General features: G+C 72.3%; 17 protein-coding genes. 12 read left to right on the top strand and 5 right to left on the bottom strand.

The annotated features are described in order from the left end of the window. Positions 1 to 70 precede the first annotated feature (70 nt). A complete protein-coding gene (locus OG747_RS19200; RefSeq protein ID WP_405880554.1) occupies positions 71 to 1,405 on the bottom strand; it encodes a PH domain-containing protein in 1,335 nt (444 codons plus the stop codon). After that, the gene (locus OG747_RS19195) at positions 1,402 to 1,917 is read right to left on the bottom strand and encodes a PH domain-containing protein (RefSeq protein ID WP_405880553.1); all 516 of its coding nucleotides are present in this window, start codon (positions 1,915 to 1,917) and stop codon (positions 1,402 to 1,404) included. The genes OG747_RS19200 and OG747_RS19195 overlap by 4 nt, the downstream gene beginning before the upstream one ends. Before the next feature lie 31 nt (positions 1,918 to 1,948). Here OG747_RS19195 and OG747_RS19190 point away from each other — a divergent pair, with 31 nt between their 5' ends. Beyond that, positions 1,949 to 3,100, top strand: a complete 1,152-nt coding sequence (locus tag OG747_RS19190) for an NADH-quinone oxidoreductase subunit D (protein WP_405880552.1) — start codon at positions 1,949 to 1,951, stop codon at positions 3,098 to 3,100. On the opposite strand, the gene OG747_RS19185 is transcribed toward OG747_RS19190, so the two are convergent. Further along, positions 3,065 to 4,141, bottom strand: coding sequence for an SAM-dependent methyltransferase (locus OG747_RS19185; RefSeq protein WP_405880551.1), 1,077 nt, complete (start codon positions 4,139 to 4,141; stop codon positions 3,065 to 3,067). The genes OG747_RS19190 and OG747_RS19185 overlap by 36 nt on opposite strands. A gap of 119 nt (positions 4,142 to 4,260) precedes the next feature. On the opposite strand from OG747_RS19185, the gene OG747_RS19180 reads away from it, so the two are divergent. Together OG747_RS19180 and OG747_RS19175 are read left to right on the top strand one after the other, a co-directional pair. Beyond that, positions 4,261 to 5,466, top strand: coding sequence for a sensor histidine kinase (locus OG747_RS19180; protein WP_405880550.1), 1,206 nt, complete (start codon positions 4,261 to 4,263; stop codon positions 5,464 to 5,466). A gap of 112 nt (positions 5,467 to 5,578) precedes the next feature. Further along, positions 5,579 to 6,250: a response regulator gene (locus OG747_RS19175; protein ID WP_405880549.1), complete on the top strand. Its 672-nt coding sequence runs from the start codon at positions 5,579 to 5,581 to the stop codon at positions 6,248 to 6,250. Positions 6,251 to 6,298: 48 nt separating this feature from the next. On the opposite strand, the gene OG747_RS19170 is transcribed toward OG747_RS19175, so the two are convergent. Beyond that, positions 6,299 to 7,405 (bottom strand): DUF5937 family protein, encoded by a 1,107-nt coding sequence (locus OG747_RS19170; protein WP_405880547.1) that lies wholly within the window; start codon positions 7,403 to 7,405, stop codon positions 6,299 to 6,301. Positions 7,406 to 7,563: 158 nt separating this feature from the next. On the opposite strand from OG747_RS19170, the gene OG747_RS19165 reads away from it, so the two are divergent. Next, complete coding sequence (locus OG747_RS19165) at positions 7,564 to 7,782, top strand: hypothetical protein (protein ID WP_405880546.1); 219 nt, start codon at positions 7,564 to 7,566, stop codon at positions 7,780 to 7,782. A gap of 13 nt (positions 7,783 to 7,795) precedes the next feature. Here OG747_RS19165 and OG747_RS19160 read toward each other — a convergent pair whose 3' ends face one another. After that, complete coding sequence (locus OG747_RS19160; protein ID WP_405880545.1) at positions 7,796 to 8,971, bottom strand: threonine aldolase family protein; 1,176 nt, start codon at positions 8,969 to 8,971, stop codon at positions 7,796 to 7,798. A 172-nt stretch (positions 8,972 to 9,143) separates the two neighbouring features. On the opposite strand from OG747_RS19160, the gene OG747_RS19155 reads away from it, so the two are divergent. From OG747_RS19155 to OG747_RS19120, 8 genes are all read left to right on the top strand, one after another. Continuing rightward, on the top strand, positions 9,144 to 10,076 hold the full coding sequence (locus OG747_RS19155) for a Rossmann-like and DUF2520 domain-containing protein (RefSeq protein WP_405880544.1): 933 nt from the start codon (positions 9,144 to 9,146) through the stop codon (positions 10,074 to 10,076). Then, positions 10,073 to 11,062 carry a pantoate--beta-alanine ligase gene (panC, locus tag OG747_RS19150; RefSeq protein WP_405880543.1) on the top strand — a complete coding sequence of 330 codons (990 nt, stop codon included), beginning with the start codon at positions 10,073 to 10,075 and terminating at the stop codon, positions 11,060 to 11,062. Before OG747_RS19155 ends, panC begins: the two co-directional genes overlap by 4 nt. Further along, positions 11,059 to 12,843 carry an L-aspartate oxidase gene (locus OG747_RS19145; RefSeq protein ID WP_405880542.1) on the top strand — a complete coding sequence of 595 codons (1,785 nt, stop codon included), beginning with the start codon at positions 11,059 to 11,061 and terminating at the stop codon, positions 12,841 to 12,843. Before panC ends, OG747_RS19145 begins: the two co-directional genes overlap by 4 nt. A 5-nt stretch (positions 12,844 to 12,848) precedes the next feature. Further along, positions 12,849 to 13,859, top strand: coding sequence for a carboxylating nicotinate-nucleotide diphosphorylase (gene nadC / locus OG747_RS19140; protein ID WP_405880541.1), 1,011 nt, complete (start codon positions 12,849 to 12,851; stop codon positions 13,857 to 13,859). A gap of 5 nt (positions 13,860 to 13,864) precedes the next feature. Then, positions 13,865 to 14,662, top strand: coding sequence for a type III pantothenate kinase (locus tag OG747_RS19135; protein WP_405880540.1), 798 nt, complete (start codon positions 13,865 to 13,867; stop codon positions 14,660 to 14,662). A gap of 464 nt (positions 14,663 to 15,126) precedes the next feature. Then, positions 15,127 to 15,732 (top strand): hypothetical protein, encoded by a 606-nt coding sequence (locus tag OG747_RS19130; protein WP_405885601.1) that lies wholly within the window; start codon positions 15,127 to 15,129, stop codon positions 15,730 to 15,732. Between the two features lie 13 nt (positions 15,733 to 15,745). Next, positions 15,746 to 15,925 carry a hypothetical protein gene (locus OG747_RS19125; RefSeq protein WP_405880539.1) on the top strand — a complete coding sequence of 60 codons (180 nt, stop codon included), beginning with the start codon at positions 15,746 to 15,748 and terminating at the stop codon, positions 15,923 to 15,925. A 160-nt stretch (positions 15,926 to 16,085) separates the two neighbouring features. Beyond that, complete coding sequence (locus OG747_RS19120; protein ID WP_405880538.1) at positions 16,086 to 16,577, top strand: BlaI/MecI/CopY family transcriptional regulator; 492 nt, start codon at positions 16,086 to 16,088, stop codon at positions 16,575 to 16,577. Positions 16,578 to 16,584 lie beyond the last annotated feature (7 nt).

Genomic DNA, 16,584 nt, shown 5'->3' with positions numbered 1-16,584 from the left:
GGGCAGTGGCTCCGGCCACTGCCCTCACGTCATGTCACGTCATGTCACGTCATGTCACGTCACGCCATTGTCACGCCATCCACCGGTCCGGCCGGGCCTCCCGCCGCCCCGTCCGCGACCGGTCGGCCTGCGCCTGAAGAAGTTCCGCGGCCTCCGAGGCGTCCCGCAGCCGCGCCGTCACCGTCCGGCCGGCCCCCGTGTCCACATGGACGTCGGCGAGGCCCAGGAGGCGTGCCCAGGGCCCTTGGGTGAGCCGTACGCTCTGGACCTTCGCGTGCGGCACGAGCGAGAGATGGCGGCGCAGCAGTCCGTGGCGCGCAGTGAAGACGGCGTCGGTGACGGTGAGCCCGTACCCCCGCCACCACAGTGGTGCGCGCCAGCGGGCCCGGCGCGGCGGCCGGGACAGGGCGGAAGGCACCGTCACCCCGGGCAGCACCCCGGTGATCACCGACTCGGCGACCTCGCGCGGGGCGACCGGCACGAGGACGGAGTTCGACGACCCCGCCACGGCCAGCTCCACGCGCACCCACCCGCGCCGCCGCCACAGCAGCGGTTCGACGATCCGTACGGTCTGTACGCGTCCGGGTGGCACCGTCTCGTGCGTACGGTCGAGGAGGCCGTGGTCGATGCGGAGCCCGTCCGGGGACTCGCCCACCGTCCAGTCGTACTCGCCGACGAAGCGCCCCGCAGTGCGCGCGCCCGCCGCGCCGAGCAGCGGCACCCCGGTCGCGAGGACCGACCACACGCTGTGGGTTCCGAACCACAGCACGGGCGGTACGACGAGCGCGGCGGCCAGCCAGCTCCAGGTGGCGCCGGTGAGGACGAGGGAGACGGCGAGGACGCCCGCCGGGACGTGCAGCAGCTGCCGTACCGGTGCCTCGCCGACCTCGTGGGCCGTCTCGGGGGCGAAACCGGCCGCGCGGGCGAGGAGTTCGGCGCGCAGGGCGCGGGCGTCGTCCTCGCCCAGGAAGGCGAGTTCGTCCTTTTTGTTGGCCCCTATGACGTCGAGTTTGAGCTTGGTGACGCCGGCGACGCGGGCCAGCAACGGCTGGGTGACATCGACGGCCTGCAGCCGGTCGAGCCGGATGTGGGCGGTGCGCCGGAACAGCAGGCCGGTACGGATGCGCAGTTCGGTCTCGGTCACCGCGAAGTGCGTGAACCACCAGCTCAGAAAGCCGTAGAGGGCGGCCACCGGGACGATCACGGCGAGCCCGATGAGCAGCGCGGTCGTGGTGAGCTTGGTGAGCTGCTCCTGCGCCTGGTTGGGGTCGTGCACGGCCCAGCCGGCGACCACGGCGACCGGCGCCCAGGCGCGCCGGAACGGTGTCACGGGGTGCAGCCGCCGCTCGACCAGCGGCTTCTCCTCCCGTATGGCGTCCTCCAGGCCCGGCGTCGGTGTGCTCACAGCCCCGCCGATCGGGCCTCGCCCAGCTCGGTCAGCCGGTCGCGCAGCCGCTCGGCCTCGGCCGGGTCGAGGCCCGGTATGCACGCGTCCGTCGCGGCAGCCGCCGTGTGCAGCTGCACGCTCGCGAGCCCGAAGTGCCGCTCCACGGGTCCTGAGGTCACCTCGACCAGCTGCATCCGCCCGTACGGCACCACGGTCTCCTCGCGGAACAGCACACCCCGGCTGATCAGCAGGTCGTCCGCGCGCTCGGCGTACCGCCAGGAGCGCCAGTTGCGCCCCAGCATCCGCCAGCCCCACAGCAGCAGGGCGAGCGGCAGCAGCGCGAAGGCCGCCCAGACGGCGCCCGCGAATATCGCGAGGAGCAGCCCCAGGACGATGGTCAGCAGTCCCAGCCACACCACCAGCAGCAGTCGGCGCATCCGCAGCAGCCCCGGAGGCAGCCCGGTCCAGACCGGCTCCGACGCCGTGTTTTTCGCGGTGTTTCCCGCGAACTTCGCACTCCCCGTATCCATGCCGCAAGCGTACGTACGACAGACTGTGTCCATGACTCCTACGACGGAGACCATGGTCGGTATCGGCGGCGCCGCGGAGAGCACCGACATGGTGCTCAACATCGGGCCCCAGCACCCGTCCACGCATGGCGTGCTGCGGCTGAAGCTGGTCCTGGACGGCGAGCGGATCCAGCACGCGGAGCCGGTCATCGGCTATATGCACCGCGGCGCGGAGAAGCTCTTCGAGGCGCGCGACTACCGCCAGATCGTCATGCTCGCCAACCGCCACGACTGGCTCTCCGCCTTCTCGAACGAGCTGGGCGTGGTCCTCGCCGTGGAGCGGATGCTCGGCATGGAGGTCCCCGAGCGCGCGGTGTGGATGCGCACGCTGCTCGCGGAGCTCAACCGGGTCTTGAACCACTTGATGTTCCTGGGGTCGTACCCCTTGGAACTGGGCGGGATCACCCCGATCTTCTACGCCTTCACGGAGCGCGAGGAGCTCCAGCACGTCATGGAGGAGATCTCCGGCGGGCGCATGCACTACATGTTCAACCGGGTCGGGGGCCTCAAGGAGGACCTCCCGGCCGGATGGACCACCCGCGCGCGTGACGCCGTCACGGCGCTGCGCTCGCGGATGGGTGTGTACGACGACCTGGTGCTCGGCAACGAGATCTTCCGGGGGCGTACGCGGGGCGTGGGCGCGCTCGCGCCGGAGGCTGTGCACGCCTACGGCGTGAGCGGGCCGATCGCGCGCGCCTCCGGCGTCGACTTCGACCTGCGCCGCGACGAGCCGTACCTCGCCTACAGGGAGCTCCAGGACACCCTGAAGGTGGTCACCCGTCAGGAGGGCGACTGTCTGGCCCGCTTCGAGTGCCTCCTGGAGCAGACGCACAACGCGCTCGACCTCGCCGACGCCTGCCTCGACCGGCTGGCGGACCTCCCGCCCGGGCCGATCAACCAGCGCCTGCCCAAGGTCCTGAAGGCACCCGAGGGCCATACGTACGCCTGGACCGAGAACCCTCTCGGGATCAACGGCTACTACCTGGTCAGCAAGGGCGAGAAGACTCCGTACCGGCTGAAGCTGCGCTCGGCCTCGTACAACAACATCCAGGCGCTCGTGGAGTTGCTGCCCGGCACGCTGGTCGCGGACATGGTGGCGATCCTGGGGTCACTGTTCTTCGTGGTCGGGGACATCGACAAATAGGTCGACAAGCAGGCCGGCGAGCGGGGTGCCCAGTAGGTCGCCCAGCAGGTCTTCAACGGCGGCGTTCGGAATTCCAACCGGCTGGAGCAGCCAGCCGAAGTCGCCCAGAGCGCCGGGCGCGGTGAGTTCGGCGGCCTCCCCGGCGCCCGTGAGGGCGCGCACGTAGGCGGCGGGGTTCGTGGTGGCGAGCGCGAGCGCCGGTCGGGCGCCGCTCACGCCCAGTGCGCGCAGCGCCGCCCGTTGGGTCACCATGCGCCCCCCGGGCAGCGCGCACGCGTCCAGCGCCACATGCGCCGTGATGTCGCACGACCCGTCCGGCACGGGCACCGTCTCCCGGCCCTCACGGAAGCCGGTGAGTGTCCCGAAGGGCGGGCGCGCGGGGGCGAAGTGCGCGTAGTCGACGGCGACGGCCAGCCCGCGGTCGAGGGCGGCCACGGCGGAGGCCCAGGCGGTGTCCCTGGGGAGCCCGATTTCGGCCCGGTCACCCTCGTGGGACAGCGGCCACCACCTCCGCAGCCACTCCGCCTCCGCCCCGCCGACGGGCTCCCCGAGGCGTTCGGCGCCGTCGTGACCTCGTACGAGAACCAGCCGGGGCACGCCCGCCGCGTCCGCCTCCGCCACCTCCACCGGCACGTTGTCCAGCCACTCGTTGGCGAACAGCAGCCCGGTGATGCCCTTCGGGGGCTCGGCGAGCCACTCGATTCGGTGATCGAGACCGGCGGGGCGGTCGGCGCGCTCGACGGCGTACCCGCGCGCGCGGGAGGCCACATCGGCGGGGAGCGCGGCGAGGACACCGGTCACCAGTTCGCCGTGGCCCGCCGCCATGTCGACGAAGGCGAGCTCGGCGGGGCGGCCGAGGGTCTCGTCGACCCGGCACAGCAGCCGGGCCACGGCCGCCGCGAACAGCGGGGACGCGTGCACCGACGTACGGAAGTGGCCCGCGGGCCCCTCGGGGCCGCGGTAGAACCCGCGGGGCCCGTACAGCGCCTCTTCCGTCGCCTCGCGCCAGCCTCGCCACTCACCCGTCGCCTCACGCCTCACCGGGCCAGGCTAAGCGTCACGGGCGGGGGGAGCCTCCACCTTGGGGAGTACGAAGGTCGCTCGCGGATCGGTCCTCCGGTTGACCCCTGCACACTGCCCGCCTCCCTACTCTGGGTTACGTGCAGCGCCTTTATGACTTTCTCCGCAGGCACCCGACGTGGGTCGACAGCTTCTGGGCCGTCGTCCTGCTCGGGATCTCCGGCGTGAGCCTCTCGAATGTCAACGGCGCCGAGAAGCAGCAAGTGTCGCTCGCCGCGGCGCTCCCGCTCGCCGTCGTACTGAGTGCGGTCGTCGCGCTGCGCCGCCTCATGCCGGAGAAGATGCTGGTCCTGGCCGCAGCGGCAGGCTTCGCGCAGGTGGTCCTGGATGTCCCGACGGCGCCCGCGGACTTCGCGATGTTGGTGATCATCTATACCGTCGCCGCGGACGGTGCCCGCTGGGCTTCGCGGCTCGGGCTGATCGGCGGCCTCTGCGCGGCGACCGTTGGGCAGCTCCGCTGGCCCCTGCGGGATCAGGGCCCGCTGGGCGCCGTCCTGATAGTGGTCTTCCAGACGGTTCCGTTCGCGCTCGCCTGGGTGCTCGGCGACTCCATCCGCACCCGCCGGGCCTACCTCGCCCAGCTGGAGGAGCGCGCCGCCCGGCTGGAGAAGGAGCGCGAGGCGCAGGCCAAGGTGGCTGTCGCCGCCGAGCGCGCCCGGATCGCCCGCGAGCTGCACGACGTGGTCGCGCACAACGTCTCGGTGATGGTGGTTCAGGCCGACGGCGCCGCGTACGTCATGGACACTGCCCCCGACCAGGCCAGGAAGGCCCTGGAGACGATCTCCGGAACGGGCCGTCAGGCCCTCGCCGAGATGCGCCGCCTGCTCGGCGTGCTGCGCACCGGCGAGCACCAGGAGAGCGGCGAGTACATGCCGCAGCCCGACGTCGAGCAGCTCGACGACCTCATCGAGCAGTGCCGCACCTCGGGCCTGCCCGTCGACTTCAAGGTCGAGGGCACCCCGCGCCCGCTCCCCAGCGGCGTGGAGCTCACGGCGTACCGCATCGTGCAGGAGGCGCTCACCAACACCCGCAAGCACGGGGGCCCGAACACGGGCGCGAGCGTGCGCCTGGTCTACTTCGACGACGGCCTCGGCCTGCTAGTCGAGGACGACGGCAAGGGCGCGCCCCACGAGCTGTACGAGGAGGGGGGTGCCGACGGCCAGGGGCACGGCCTGATCGGGATGCGCGAGCGCGTCGGTATGGTCGGCGGCACTCTGGACGCGGGGCCACGGCCCGGTGGAGGCTTCCGCATCAGCGCCCTGCTGCCGCTCAAGACCGGCCACTGACACCTGTAACGACTCTTTTTGACCTTTTTTCTAGGCTTCCAGTTTTCTTGACTTCCAGAGATCACTTCTCACTTTTACTTCTGACTTTTGATGGAGAGGGAAGAGGACCCCGATGGCGATCCGAGTCATGCTCGTCGACGACCAGGTGCTGCTGCGCACCGGTTTCCGGATGGTGCTCGACGCCCAGCCGGACATGGAGGTCGTGGCCGAGGCGGGCGACGGCGTCGAGGCCCTCCAGGTGCTGCGGTCGACGGCGGTCGACGTGGTGCTGATGGATGTACGCATGCCGAAGCTGGACGGCGTGGAGACCACCCGCCGCATCTGCTCGGATCCCAACCCCCCGAAGGTGCTGATACTCACCACCTTCGACCTCGACGAGTACGCCTTCTCCGGGCTGAAGGCGGGCGCCTCCGGCTTCATGCTGAAGGACGTGCCGCCCGGCGAGCTGCTCGCCGCCATCCGCTCCGTGCACAGCGGCGACGCGGTGGTCGCACCCTCCACCACCCGGCGCCTGCTGGACCGTTTCGCGCCGATGCTGCCCAATGCCGGCAAAGAGTCCCAGCACAAGGAGCTGGAGCGGCTCACCGACCGCGAGCGCGAGGTCATGGTGCTGGTCGCACAGGGCCTGTCGAACGGCGAGATCGCGGCCCGCCTCGTACTGTCCGAGGCCACCGTGAAGACCCATGTGGGGCGCATCCTGACCAAACTGGGGCTGCGGGACCGGGTGCAGGTGGTGGTCCTCGCCTACGAGACCGGGCTCGTACGGGCCGGCGGGCACCGCTGACCGCGTTGATCGGCCTTCTTTGGCCCTCCTCGGCCTTCTCGGTCCGGCTCAGCGCAGGATGCCCTCCAGGAAGTCGCTGCCCAGCCGGGCCACGACCGTCACGTCCAGCTGGTGTAACACGTACCGCCCACGGCGCCTGGTGGTGATCAGGCCCGCCTTCTTGAGGACGCTCAGGTGCCGGGATATCTCCGGTGCCGTCATCCCGTTCACCTGAGCCAGCTCGCCCGTGGTGAACGTGCTGCGGGCCAGGCTGCGGCAGATCCGCATCCGGACCGGATGGGACAGGGCGGTCATCCGCAGCGTCAGCTGCTCCAGCGAGGACGGGGCCGCCAGCTCCGGGGAACCGACCGGGTAGTGCAGCACCGGCTGCCAGCCGTACCGGTGCAGCACCATCAGGTGCGGCCAGCCGAGACTCGTCGGCACGAGCAGGAGCCCGCCCTCACCGGTGGCCGTCCGGCCCTGGCCCAGCTTGTCGATCGTGATCGTCCGGGCGGCCTCGTCGAGAGCCACCGCCGAGGACACCGAGGTCACGGCCTCGGCCAGGCCCTTGCGCCGCAGGAGGTCCGTCTTGTGGCGGGCGTCCGCCGCGAGCTGGTGGCGCAGCCGGGACCAGGTCTCGGCGAAGAACGCCTCGTCGCAGTCCTCCAGGAACTGCCGCAGCCATGCCCGGATCCGCGGCGGATCGTCCAGCAGCCGCTTGCTGAACCGCACCTGCTGGGGCCCGCGCGCGGCGGCCAGCTCCAGCGCGCGCTGCTGCAGCTCCGGGTCGGAGAGCGTGTCCCGGCTCGGCGCCGCGTACGGAAGCGCGCAGGTGAACTCCAGGGCCGCGTCCACGAACTGCTCGTCCGTCAGCTTGTCCAGCAGATCCAGCTCCTCGGCGAGCGTGGCGCCCGGAAGCGTGGACCCGCCGGGAATCCCCGCGTACGGCAGGAACAGGTCCGAGAAGGTCGTCCGCCACAGGAAGTCGGCCTCGCACATCCGGTCCGCGAGATGCGAGTCCAGCCGGGCGGTCACGCCGGTCGCCCAGCCCTGCAGTCCGGGGTGGTGGGCCGGCTCGGACAGCGCGTGCAGCGCCATCCCGAGCTCGGCCAGCGGAGACGGCACGACGGCGATCCGCTCCTGCCGCAGCCCGGTGACATCGATACGCACGCTCATGACCTCATGGTGCACCCCGCCACTGACAACGCCGCCGTCGATTGACGCCGGCCGTCAATCGGGGCGACACGCGCCGGGAGCGGACGCAACCTGGGATGACCGGGGCAACCGCGCGGGGCCTACGTATCCCGATTTCCCGTCCCGAGAGGCGATTCGCCATGAGCATCACCCAGCAGTACCTTCCCGACACCTACCGGGCCCGTCAGCACGGCGAGCAGGCCTCTCCGGCGCCCGGCGCGTACGACTGGCAGGTCGCCCGTGAGCTGTGCGGCTACCGGCAGTTCCGGGCCGTCATGGCGGGCCGTCCGGCCCACGGGCGGATGCGCCAGGCCCTGGGCCGGTGGCTGCACGGGCGGCGGCCGCACCCGAGCCGCTGACCTCCGCGCGGGGTCAGCGAGGCAGCCGCTCCACGAACTCCCCTACGGCCGCCTTCACGTCCTCGGCCGTCCACTCCAGGCCGGCCGACGCCACCGTGACCTCGGTGAACGCCAGCCCCGGGCCGCCACGGGCCCAGCTCTGCGGGAAGAGGCCGGTCTTCGTCTCCTCGGTCTGCCGCAGCCCCGCGTCCGTGAGGACGTCGGACTCGTACGGCAGCCAGAGCTGGAACTGATGGGTGTGCGGCGGTTCGGGGTGGACGCGCACCCAGGGGACCCCGGCCTCCGTGAACCCCTGGCGCAGGGCATCGGCGACCACGCGCGCGTGGGCCACGTAGTCCGGCAGCCGGGGCAGCTCCCGCTCCAGGCCGATGAGCGCCGCGAGCGCCGTCGGGAACTGCTGGAGGATCATGCCGCCGTACCGGTGCCGCCAGGTCTTCGCCTCGTCGATCAGTGTCTTCGGACCCGCGAGCGCCGCCCCGCCGAACCCGCCGAGCGACTTGTAGAACGACACGTAGACGCTGTCCGCGAGGCCCGCGATCTCATCCAGCGGGCGGCCGAAGTGCGGGGCGCACTCCCACAGACGCGCCCCGTCGAAGTGGACCACCGCGTCCCGTTCCCGGGCGGCCTCCACGACCTCGCAGAGCTCCTCCCAGGAAGGCAGCACGAAACCCGCGTCCCTGAGGGGCAGTTCGAGCAGCAGCGCCCCGAAAGGCTCCTCGAAGTCCCGTATCTCCTCGGCGGTCGGCAGCCGGGGCTCGCCCGTCACCCGCACCGGGCGCAAGCCGCTGACCTGGTTGAACGCATGCCGTTCATGGACCTCGGGGTGGCCGAGCGCATGCAGGGCGACGGTCGGGTTGCCGGTGCGGCCCGCCCAGCAGCGCAGGGCGACCTGCTGGGCCATGGTGCCGGTGGGGAAGAAGGCGGCGGCCTCCTTGCCGAGCAGACCCGCGACCCGCTCCTCCAGGGTCTCGACGACCTGGTCGCCGTACATGTCGACGGGCCGGTCGAGGTCGTACACGCCCTCGGCCCCCTCGTTCAGCCAGGTCAGCCGCGCGCGGACCGTCTGCTGGTAGCTGGGCCGCCACAGCACCCGCTCCGCCGCCCGCCAGGCGGCACCCCGCCGCTCCCGCTTCTGCTCGGCCGTCTCTTCCGGGTCCTGCCCTGTCGTCGCTTCCGCCGTATCGCTCATCCCCGGATCATGTCGTGCGCCGCCCCGCGGCGACACCCCGATTTCCCCACCCCCGCGACCTGCGGAAACCCACAGCCTGTGGACAACGAAAACGGCGCCCGAACCAATCGCGTTAACATGACGAGAAATCGTCCGGTACCCCGAGCGGACTGGAACGGAAGGCCGCCGTCGAGTGAGTACATTCCCCCAGCCAGACCCCAAGGACCGCCCCGCGCGCCTGACCGTCGGCGTCGTCGGCGCGGGCCGCGTCGGCCCCGCCCTCGCCGCGGCGCTCCAGCTCGCAGGGCACCGCCCGGTGGCCGTCTCCGGGGTCTCCGACGCCTCCAAGCGGCGCGCCGCGCTGCTCCTGCCCGATGTGCCGCTGCTCTCCCCGGCGCAGGTCATGGAGCGCTCCGACCTGGTCCTGCTGACCGTCCCGGACGACGCCCTGCCCGGGCTCGTCGAGGGACTCGCCGAGACGGGGGCCGTGCGGCCCGGACAGCTGCTCGTGCACACCTCCGGGCGGTACGGCGCGCGCGTGCTCGACCCGGCGCTCAGGGCGGGCGCCCTGCCGCTCGCCCTGCACCCCGCCATGACGTTCACCGGCACCCCCGTGGACGTACAGCGGCTGGCCGGCTGCTCCTTCGGGGTCACCGCGCCCGAGGAGCTGCGGATGGCCGCCGAGGCCCTGGTGATCGAGATGGGCGGCGAGCCCGAGTGGATCGCCGAGGCGTCCCGGCCGCTCTACCACGCGGCCCTCGCGCTCGGCGCCAACCACCTGGTGACCCTGGTCGCCGAGTCCATGGAACTGCTGCGCGCGGCGGGTGTGGAGGCCCCCGACCGGATGCTCGGCCCGCTGCTGGGCGCCGCCCTCGACAACGCCCTCAGGTCGGGCGACGCGGCCCTCACCGGGCCCGTCGCGCGCGGGGACGCGGGCACGGTCGCCGCGCACGTCGCCGAGCTGCGCAAGCACGCCCCGGGGACCGTCGCCGGCTATCTCGCGATGGCCCGCGCGACCGCCGACCGGGCGCTGGCCCACGGACTGCTGAAGCCGGAACTCGCCGAGGACCTCCTCGGGGTACTCGCCGACGGCGCGACCCTGCCCGACGACGGGAGCGACCGATGACCACCCTGCTGCGCACCGCCGACGAGCTGCACGCGCGCGTACGCCGCGGCCGCCGGGCCGTCGTGATGACCATGGGCGCCCTGCACGAGGGCCACGCCACGCTGATCCGGGCCGCCCGAGAGATCGCCGGGCCCGAGGGCGACGTCGTCGTCACCGTCTTCGTGAACCCCCTCCAGTTCGGCGCCGGCGAGGATCTCGACCGCTACCCGCGCACCCTGGACGCCGACCTCAAGATCGCCGAGCAGGCGGGCGCGGACGCCGTGTTCGCCCCCGCCGTGGACGAGGTCTATCCCGGCGGCGAGCCCCAGGTCCGCCTCTCCGCGGGCCCCATGGGCGAGCGCCTGGAGGGCGCCGTGCGCCCCGGCCACTTCGACGGCATGCTCACCGTCGTCGCCAAGCTGCTGCACCTCACCCGGCCCGACGTGGCGCTGTTCGGGCAGAAGGACGCCCAGCAGTTGGCCCTGATCCACCGCATGGTGCGCGACCTGAACTTCGGCGTGGAGATCGTCGGCGTGTCCACCGTGCGCGAGGAGGACGGGCTCGCCCTCTCCAGCCGCAACCGCTACCTCTCGCCCGAGGAGCGGCACACCGCGCTCGCCCTCTCCCAGGCCCTCTTCGCGGGCCGCGACCGGCACGCCGCCCAGGAGGCCCTGCGCGCCCGGGCCCGCGAAGTGCCCGCCACGCACGCGCGTGCCGAGGCGCTCAGCGCGATCGGCGAATCCCGTGCCGCGGCCGACGCGCACGCTGTCGCCAAAGCCGTCCCCGGCGGCCCCTCAGCCGTGCGCGCCGCCGCCCGCCTCGTCCTGGACGAGGCCGCCCGCCTCCAGCCGCCACTGGTCCTGGACTACCTGGCGCTGGTCGATTCGTCCGACTTCACCGAGATCCGGGACGACTTCACCGGCGAGGCGGTCCTCGCCGTCGCCGCCCGGGTCGGGACGACCCGCCTGATCGACAACCTCCCCCTCACCTTCGGAGCCGCCTCGTGATCGGCACAGGCACAGGTACACCTACGGGTACTGGCATACGACTGCACGCGCCCGCCCCGGGCTGGGCCCTCACCGCGGACGTGGTGGTCGTCGGCTCCGGGGTCGCCGGCCTCACTGCGGCACTGCGCTGCGAGGCCGCGGGCCTGAAGACCGTCGTCGTCACCAAGGCCCGCCTCGACGACGGCTCCACGCGCTGGGCGCAGGGCGGCGTCGCCGCGGCCCTCGGCGAGGGCGACACCCCCGAGCAGCACCTCGACGACACCCTGGTGGCGGGCGCGGGCCTGTGCGACGAGGACGCCGTACGCATCCTCGTCACCGAGGGCCCCGAGGCCGTACGCCGCCTGATCGCGACCGGCGCCCACTTCGACGAGTCCACCGAGGGCGAGCTGGAACTCGCCCGCGAGGGCGGCCACCACCGCCGCCGTATCGCGCACGCGGGCGGCGACGCGACCGGAGCCGAGATCTCCCGGGCACTGGTCGAGGCGGTACGCGCGCGTGGCCTGCGCACGGTCGAGAACGCACTCGTCCTGGACCTCCTCACGGACTCCGACGGCCGCACCGCGGGTGTCACCCTCCACGTCATGGGAGAGGGCCAGCACGACGGCGTGGGAGCCGTCCACGCCCCCGCCGTGGTCCTCGCGACCGGCGGCATGGGCCAGGTCTTCTCCACGACCACCAACCCGTCCGTCTCCACCGGCGACGGCGTGGCGCTCGCCCTGCGCGCCGGGGCCGAGGTCAGCGACCTCGAATTCGTCCAGTTCCACCCGACCGTGCTCTTCCTCGGCCCGGACGCCGAGGGCCAGCAGCCCCTGGTGTCGGAGGCGGTACGCGGCGAGGGCGCCCACCTGGTCGACGCGGACGGCGTGCGCTTCATGGTCGGGCAGCACGAGCTGGCCGAGCTGGCGCCCCGGGACATCGTCGCCAAGGGCATCATGCGGCGCATGCAGGAGCAGGACGCCGAGCACATGTACCTCGACGCCCGGCACTTCGGCGCCGACATGTGGGAGCACCGTTTCCCGACCATCCTGGCCGCCTGCCGCGCCCACGGCATCGACCCGGTCACCGAGCCCGTCCCGGTCGCCCCGGCCGCCCACCACGCCTCCGGAGGCGTCCGCACGGACGCCCGGGGCCGCACCACCGTGCCGGGCCTGTACGCGTGCGGAGAGGTCGCCTGCACCGGCGTCCACGGCGCCAACCGGCTCGCCTCCAACTCCCTCCTCGAAGGCCTCGTCTACGCCGAGAGCATCGCCGCCGACATCGCCGGGAGCCACTCGGAAAACGGCCTCCACGCGCGCGTGCCCGAACCGGTCCCGCACCCCGAGAAGCCCGCCCACCCGCTGCTCGCCCCCGAGGCCCGGTTCGCGATCCAGCGGATCATGACGGACGGGGCCGGCGTACTGCGCTCCGCCGAGTCCCTGGCGACCGCCGCCGACCAGCTCCAGCGGCTGCACACCGACGCCCGCGACGCGCTTGACGAGAACGGCAAGACCTCCGAGCCCGGCGTCGACACCTGGGAGGCCACCAACCTCCTGTGCGTGGCCCGCGTCCTGGTCGCCGCCGCCCGCCTGCGCGAGGAGACCCGCGGCTGCCACTGGCGCGAGGACCACGCCGACCGCGACGACACCGACTGGCGCCGCCACATCGTCGTACGGCTGAATCCGGACCGGACGCTGGCCGTACACACCACGGACACCGCAGACTTCCCCCCGACCATCCCGCACACCCCCGGCCCCCTTCGAGCCGGGGGGACCTCCACGCCCCAGCGCCTTCAGGAGCAGTGACAGCAGTGAGCACCCCCGACCTTCCCCTCGCCCAGAACGGCGGCTGCGGCGACGGCTGCGGCTGCGGCGCCGACATGGACGACGACGCCTACATGGAGTGCGGCCTCGACCCCGCGCTCGCCCAGCTCCTCGCCGACGCCGGGCTCGACCCGCTGGAGGTCGAGGACATCGCGAACGTCGCCATCCAGGAGGACCTCGACAACGGCGTGGACGTGACGACCGTCGCGACCATCCCCGAGGACGCCGTCTCCACCGCCGACTTCGTCGCCCGCGACGCCGGCGTGATCGCGGGCCTGCGGGTCGCCGAGGCCGTCGTCTCCGTGGTCTGCACCGACGAGTTCGAAGTGGAGCGGCACGTCGAGGACGGCGACCGGGTCGAGGCGGGCCAGAAGCTCCTGAGCGTCACCACCCGCACCCGTGACCTCCTCACGGCCGAGCGCAGCGCGCTGAACCTCCTGTGCCGGCTGTCCGGCATCGCGACCGCCACGCGCGCGTGGGCGGACGCCCTGGAGAGCACCGAGACCCGCGTGCGCGACACCCGCAAGACGACTCCGGGCCTGCGCTCCCTGGAGAAGTTCGCGGTGCGCATGGGCGGCGGCGTCAACCACCGCATGTCGTTGTCGGACGCGGCGCTGGTCAAGGACAACCACGTGGTCGCCGCGGGCGGTGTCGCCCAGGCCTTCGAGGCCGTACGGGAGGCCTTCCCGGAGGTGGCGATCGAGGTCGAGGTCGACACGCTGCACCAGCTGCGCGAGGTCGTCGACGCGGGCGCCGACCTGATCCTTCTCGACAACTTCACCCCCGTCGAGTGCGAGGAGGCGGTGGCCATCGTGAAGGGCCGGGCGCTCCTCGAGGCCTCGGGGCGGCTCACCCTCGCCAACGCCGAGGAGTACGCCAAGACGGGCGTCGACTTCCTGGCGGTGGGCGCGCTGACCCACTCCTCGCCGATCCTGGACATCGGCCTCGACCTGCGCGAGGCGTCGACGGACCGGACCTCGACGGACGAGGCGGAGTAGGACTCATGCTGCTCACCATCGATGTCGGCAACACGCACACCGTCCTCGGTCTCTTCGACGGCGAGGAGATCGTCGAGCACTGGCGCATCTCCACGGACGCCCGCCGCACGGCCGACGAGCTCGCCGTGCTCCTTCAGGGCCTGATGGGCATGCACCCGTTGCTCGGCGAGGAGCTGGGCGACGGCATCGACGGCATCGCGATCTGCTCGACGGTCCCGTCCGTCCTGCACGAGCTGCGCGAGGTGACACGCCGCTACTACGGCGATATCCCCGCCGTCCTGGTGGAACCCGGCATCAAGACCGGTGTGCCGATCCTGATGGACAACCCCAAGGAGGTGGGCACCGACCGCATCATCAACGCGGTGGCGGCCGTCGAGCTCTACGGGGGACCGGCCATCGTCGTCGACTTCGGTACGGCGACGACGTTCGACGCGGTGTCCGCGCGCGGGGAGTACGCGGGCGGTGTCATCGCGCCCGGCATCGAGATCTCCGTCGAGGCGCTCGGGGTGCGGGGGGCGCAGCTGCGCAAGATCGAGTTGGCGCGGCCGCGAGCGGTCATCGGCAAGAACACCGTCGAGGCGATGCAGTCCGGCATCATCTACGGGTTCGCGGGGCAGGTCGACGGGGTCGTCAACCGGATGGTCCGCGAGCTCACCGAGGATCCCGACGACGTCACCGTCATCGCGACGGGTGGCTTGGCTCCGATGGTCCTCGGCGAGTCCTCCGTCATCGACGAGCACGAGCCGTGGCTGACGCTGATCGGGCTCCGCCTGGTGTACGAGCGAAACGTGTCCCGCACCTGACGCATGCCCTCGCCCCCGCCGCCCCTACCCGTCCCATCCCCGGGGGCTGCCGCTCCCAGACCCCCGCTTCGGCCTGAACGGCCTCGTCCTCAATCGCCGGACGGGCTGGATGATGCGGGCCGAAGCGCCCCGCAAGGGGCGCGGGGAACTGCGCGCCCAGCCCCCACCGGCCCGCGGCCGAGGGAATCCGGGCGGGCGGGGGTTCCGGGGCGGAGCCCCGCTTCAGGGGCGCGGGGAACTGCGCGCCACGCCCCCACCGGCCCGCGGCCGAGGGAATCCGGGCGGGCAGGGGTTCCGGGGCGGAGCCCCGCTTCAGGGGCGCGGGGAACTGCGCGATCGGCCCCCACCGGCCCGCAGACAAAACCGCGCCCCCCCCGGAGGGACACGCGCTTGCGCTATGCGGATTTTGTCTGATTAGCGCGTATCGTCGCGGCATGCCCACGCCCTACGGATCCCGCGGCGGCATGGCGTTCGGTGCGCAGGAGCTGCGTGTGCTCCGTCGTGCTCTCGCCCTTGCCCTCCACCCCATCCCCGCCTCGGTCGAAGACGTCCAGGACTGTCTCCATCTCGCCGAGTCCGTCGACGAGGCGACCCGCGAGGGAGCCAGGCTCCGGGCCTTCCTGCTGGCCGACCTCGCCCGCTATCGCGGCGCGCTGCCCGGCACGGCCGCCGGCTACCTCGTACTCCTGGAGGAAGCCCTCGGTGCCGGCTACCGTCCGAACCCGGACGACCTCGCCGCGCTCCGTGCCCTGCGTGGCAACCCCACCGCCGCCGCCCTCCTGGACCGCTGCCACGTCCTCGCCGAGCAGGACGTCCGCGCCCCCCTCGCCACCGTGCCCTCCTCCCGCACCCGCCTGACGGCCCTCCCCGGAGGCCTGGCCGCGGCCCCGGCTCCGGACGAGCCCGGCAGGAAGCCCGAGGACAGCCCCGCCGCCGAGCCGAAGCCGCAGCCCCCGGTCAAGAGCCCGCGCCCGGACCGCCCGATCCCCACCCCGGGCGAGGTCTTCCCGCCGAAGCGCAGGCCCGCGCCGCCACCGGCGAACCCCCCTCAGCAGCTCGCCGCGGGCTAGCTACTCTGGGGGCATGGACTATGTCTCCGCGCTCGTGCCCCCCGTAGTGATGGCCGCGTTCTTCATCGGGTTGATCGTGACGATCGTCAAGACCCAGGGTGGGGCCAACAAGTCCAAGGAGGACGCGGTCGTCGACGCCGCCCTCGCGCGCGCGGAACACGCCCGCCAGACCCCCCGCGACACCGAGATCTGAGACACCCCGGCCGACCGGCCCGTGCCCCTGCCGGGGTGCTCATCGGCGTACGACTCATGCGTTTTCATACGTTTTCGAGTCGTACGCCCTTTTTGTTGCTGATCTCCCAGTATTGTTCTGAGCTGTGCCTCGCCCATTGGGAGAACTCGAAGACGCGGTCATGACGCGGGTGTGGAAGTGGAACCGCCCGGTGACCGTTCGAGAAGTCCTGGAAGATCTTCAGCAGGAACGGTCCATCGCCTACACCACGGTGATGACCGTTTTGGACAATCTCCATCAGAAGGGCTGGGTGCGCCGTGAGGCGGAAGGCCGGGCCTATCGATATGAGGCGGTCTCCACGCGTGCCGCCTACTCGGCCGCACTGATGAACGACGCGTGGTCCCAGAGTGACAACCCCGCCGCCGCTCTCGTCGCCTTCTTCGGCATGATGAGCGACGAACAGCGGCTTGCGCTGCGCGATGCCATGCGGATCGTGCAAGGGCCCGAACGAGTCCCTGAACAAGGCCCCGATGACACCGAAACACGTGTAACCCCGGGCGGTCCCGGCGGGAACCCCGTCGAGAGGCCTGGTGAGAAGCCAGGTAAGAAGCCGGGTGAGAAGCCGGAGCCAAGGGAGAACCCCGCCTCGGGACCGGGCGACAGCGGGCGATAGCGTCCGC

Origin of the sequence: Streptomyces sp. NBC_01384 (genome assembly GCF_045040035.1) — a bacterium.
Lineage (GTDB): Bacteria > Actinomycetota > Actinomycetes > Streptomycetales > Streptomycetaceae > Streptomyces.
The sequence above is the reverse complement of the archived record's forward strand: the minus strand, read 5'-3'. Positions and strand labels throughout refer to the sequence as shown.

Excerpts from the sequence above, each read along its gene's own strand:
- OG747_RS19190 (WP_405880552.1), top strand. The coding sequence starts at position 1,949 with ATGACTCCTACGACGGAGACCATGGTCGGTATCGGCGGCGCCGCGGAG.
- OG747_RS19125 (WP_405880539.1), top strand. The coding sequence starts at position 15,746 with ATGGACTATGTCTCCGCGCTCGTGCCCCCCGTAGTGATGGCCGCGTTC.
- OG747_RS19165 (WP_405880546.1), top strand. The coding sequence starts at position 7,564 with ATGAGCATCACCCAGCAGTACCTTCCCGACACCTACCGGGCCCGTCAG.
- OG747_RS19175 (WP_405880549.1), top strand. The coding sequence starts at position 5,579 with ATGGCGATCCGAGTCATGCTCGTCGACGACCAGGTGCTGCTGCGCACC.
- OG747_RS19130 (WP_405885601.1), top strand. The coding sequence starts at position 15,127 with ATGGCGTTCGGTGCGCAGGAGCTGCGTGTGCTCCGTCGTGCTCTCGCC.
- OG747_RS19170 (WP_405880547.1), bottom strand. The coding sequence starts at position 7,405 with ATGAGCGTGCGTATCGATGTCACCGGGCTGCGGCAGGAGCGGATCGCC.
- panC (WP_405880543.1), top strand. The coding sequence starts at position 10,073 with ATGACCACCCTGCTGCGCACCGCCGACGAGCTGCACGCGCGCGTACGC.
- OG747_RS19160 (WP_405880545.1), bottom strand. The coding sequence starts at position 8,971 with ATGAGCGATACGGCGGAAGCGACGACAGGGCAGGACCCGGAAGAGACG.
- OG747_RS19195 (WP_405880553.1), bottom strand. The coding sequence starts at position 1,917 with ATGGATACGGGGAGTGCGAAGTTCGCGGGAAACACCGCGAAAAACACG.
- OG747_RS19120 (WP_405880538.1), top strand. The coding sequence starts at position 16,086 with ATGACGCGGGTGTGGAAGTGGAACCGCCCGGTGACCGTTCGAGAAGTC.
- OG747_RS19135 (WP_405880540.1), top strand. The coding sequence starts at position 13,865 with ATGCTGCTCACCATCGATGTCGGCAACACGCACACCGTCCTCGGTCTC.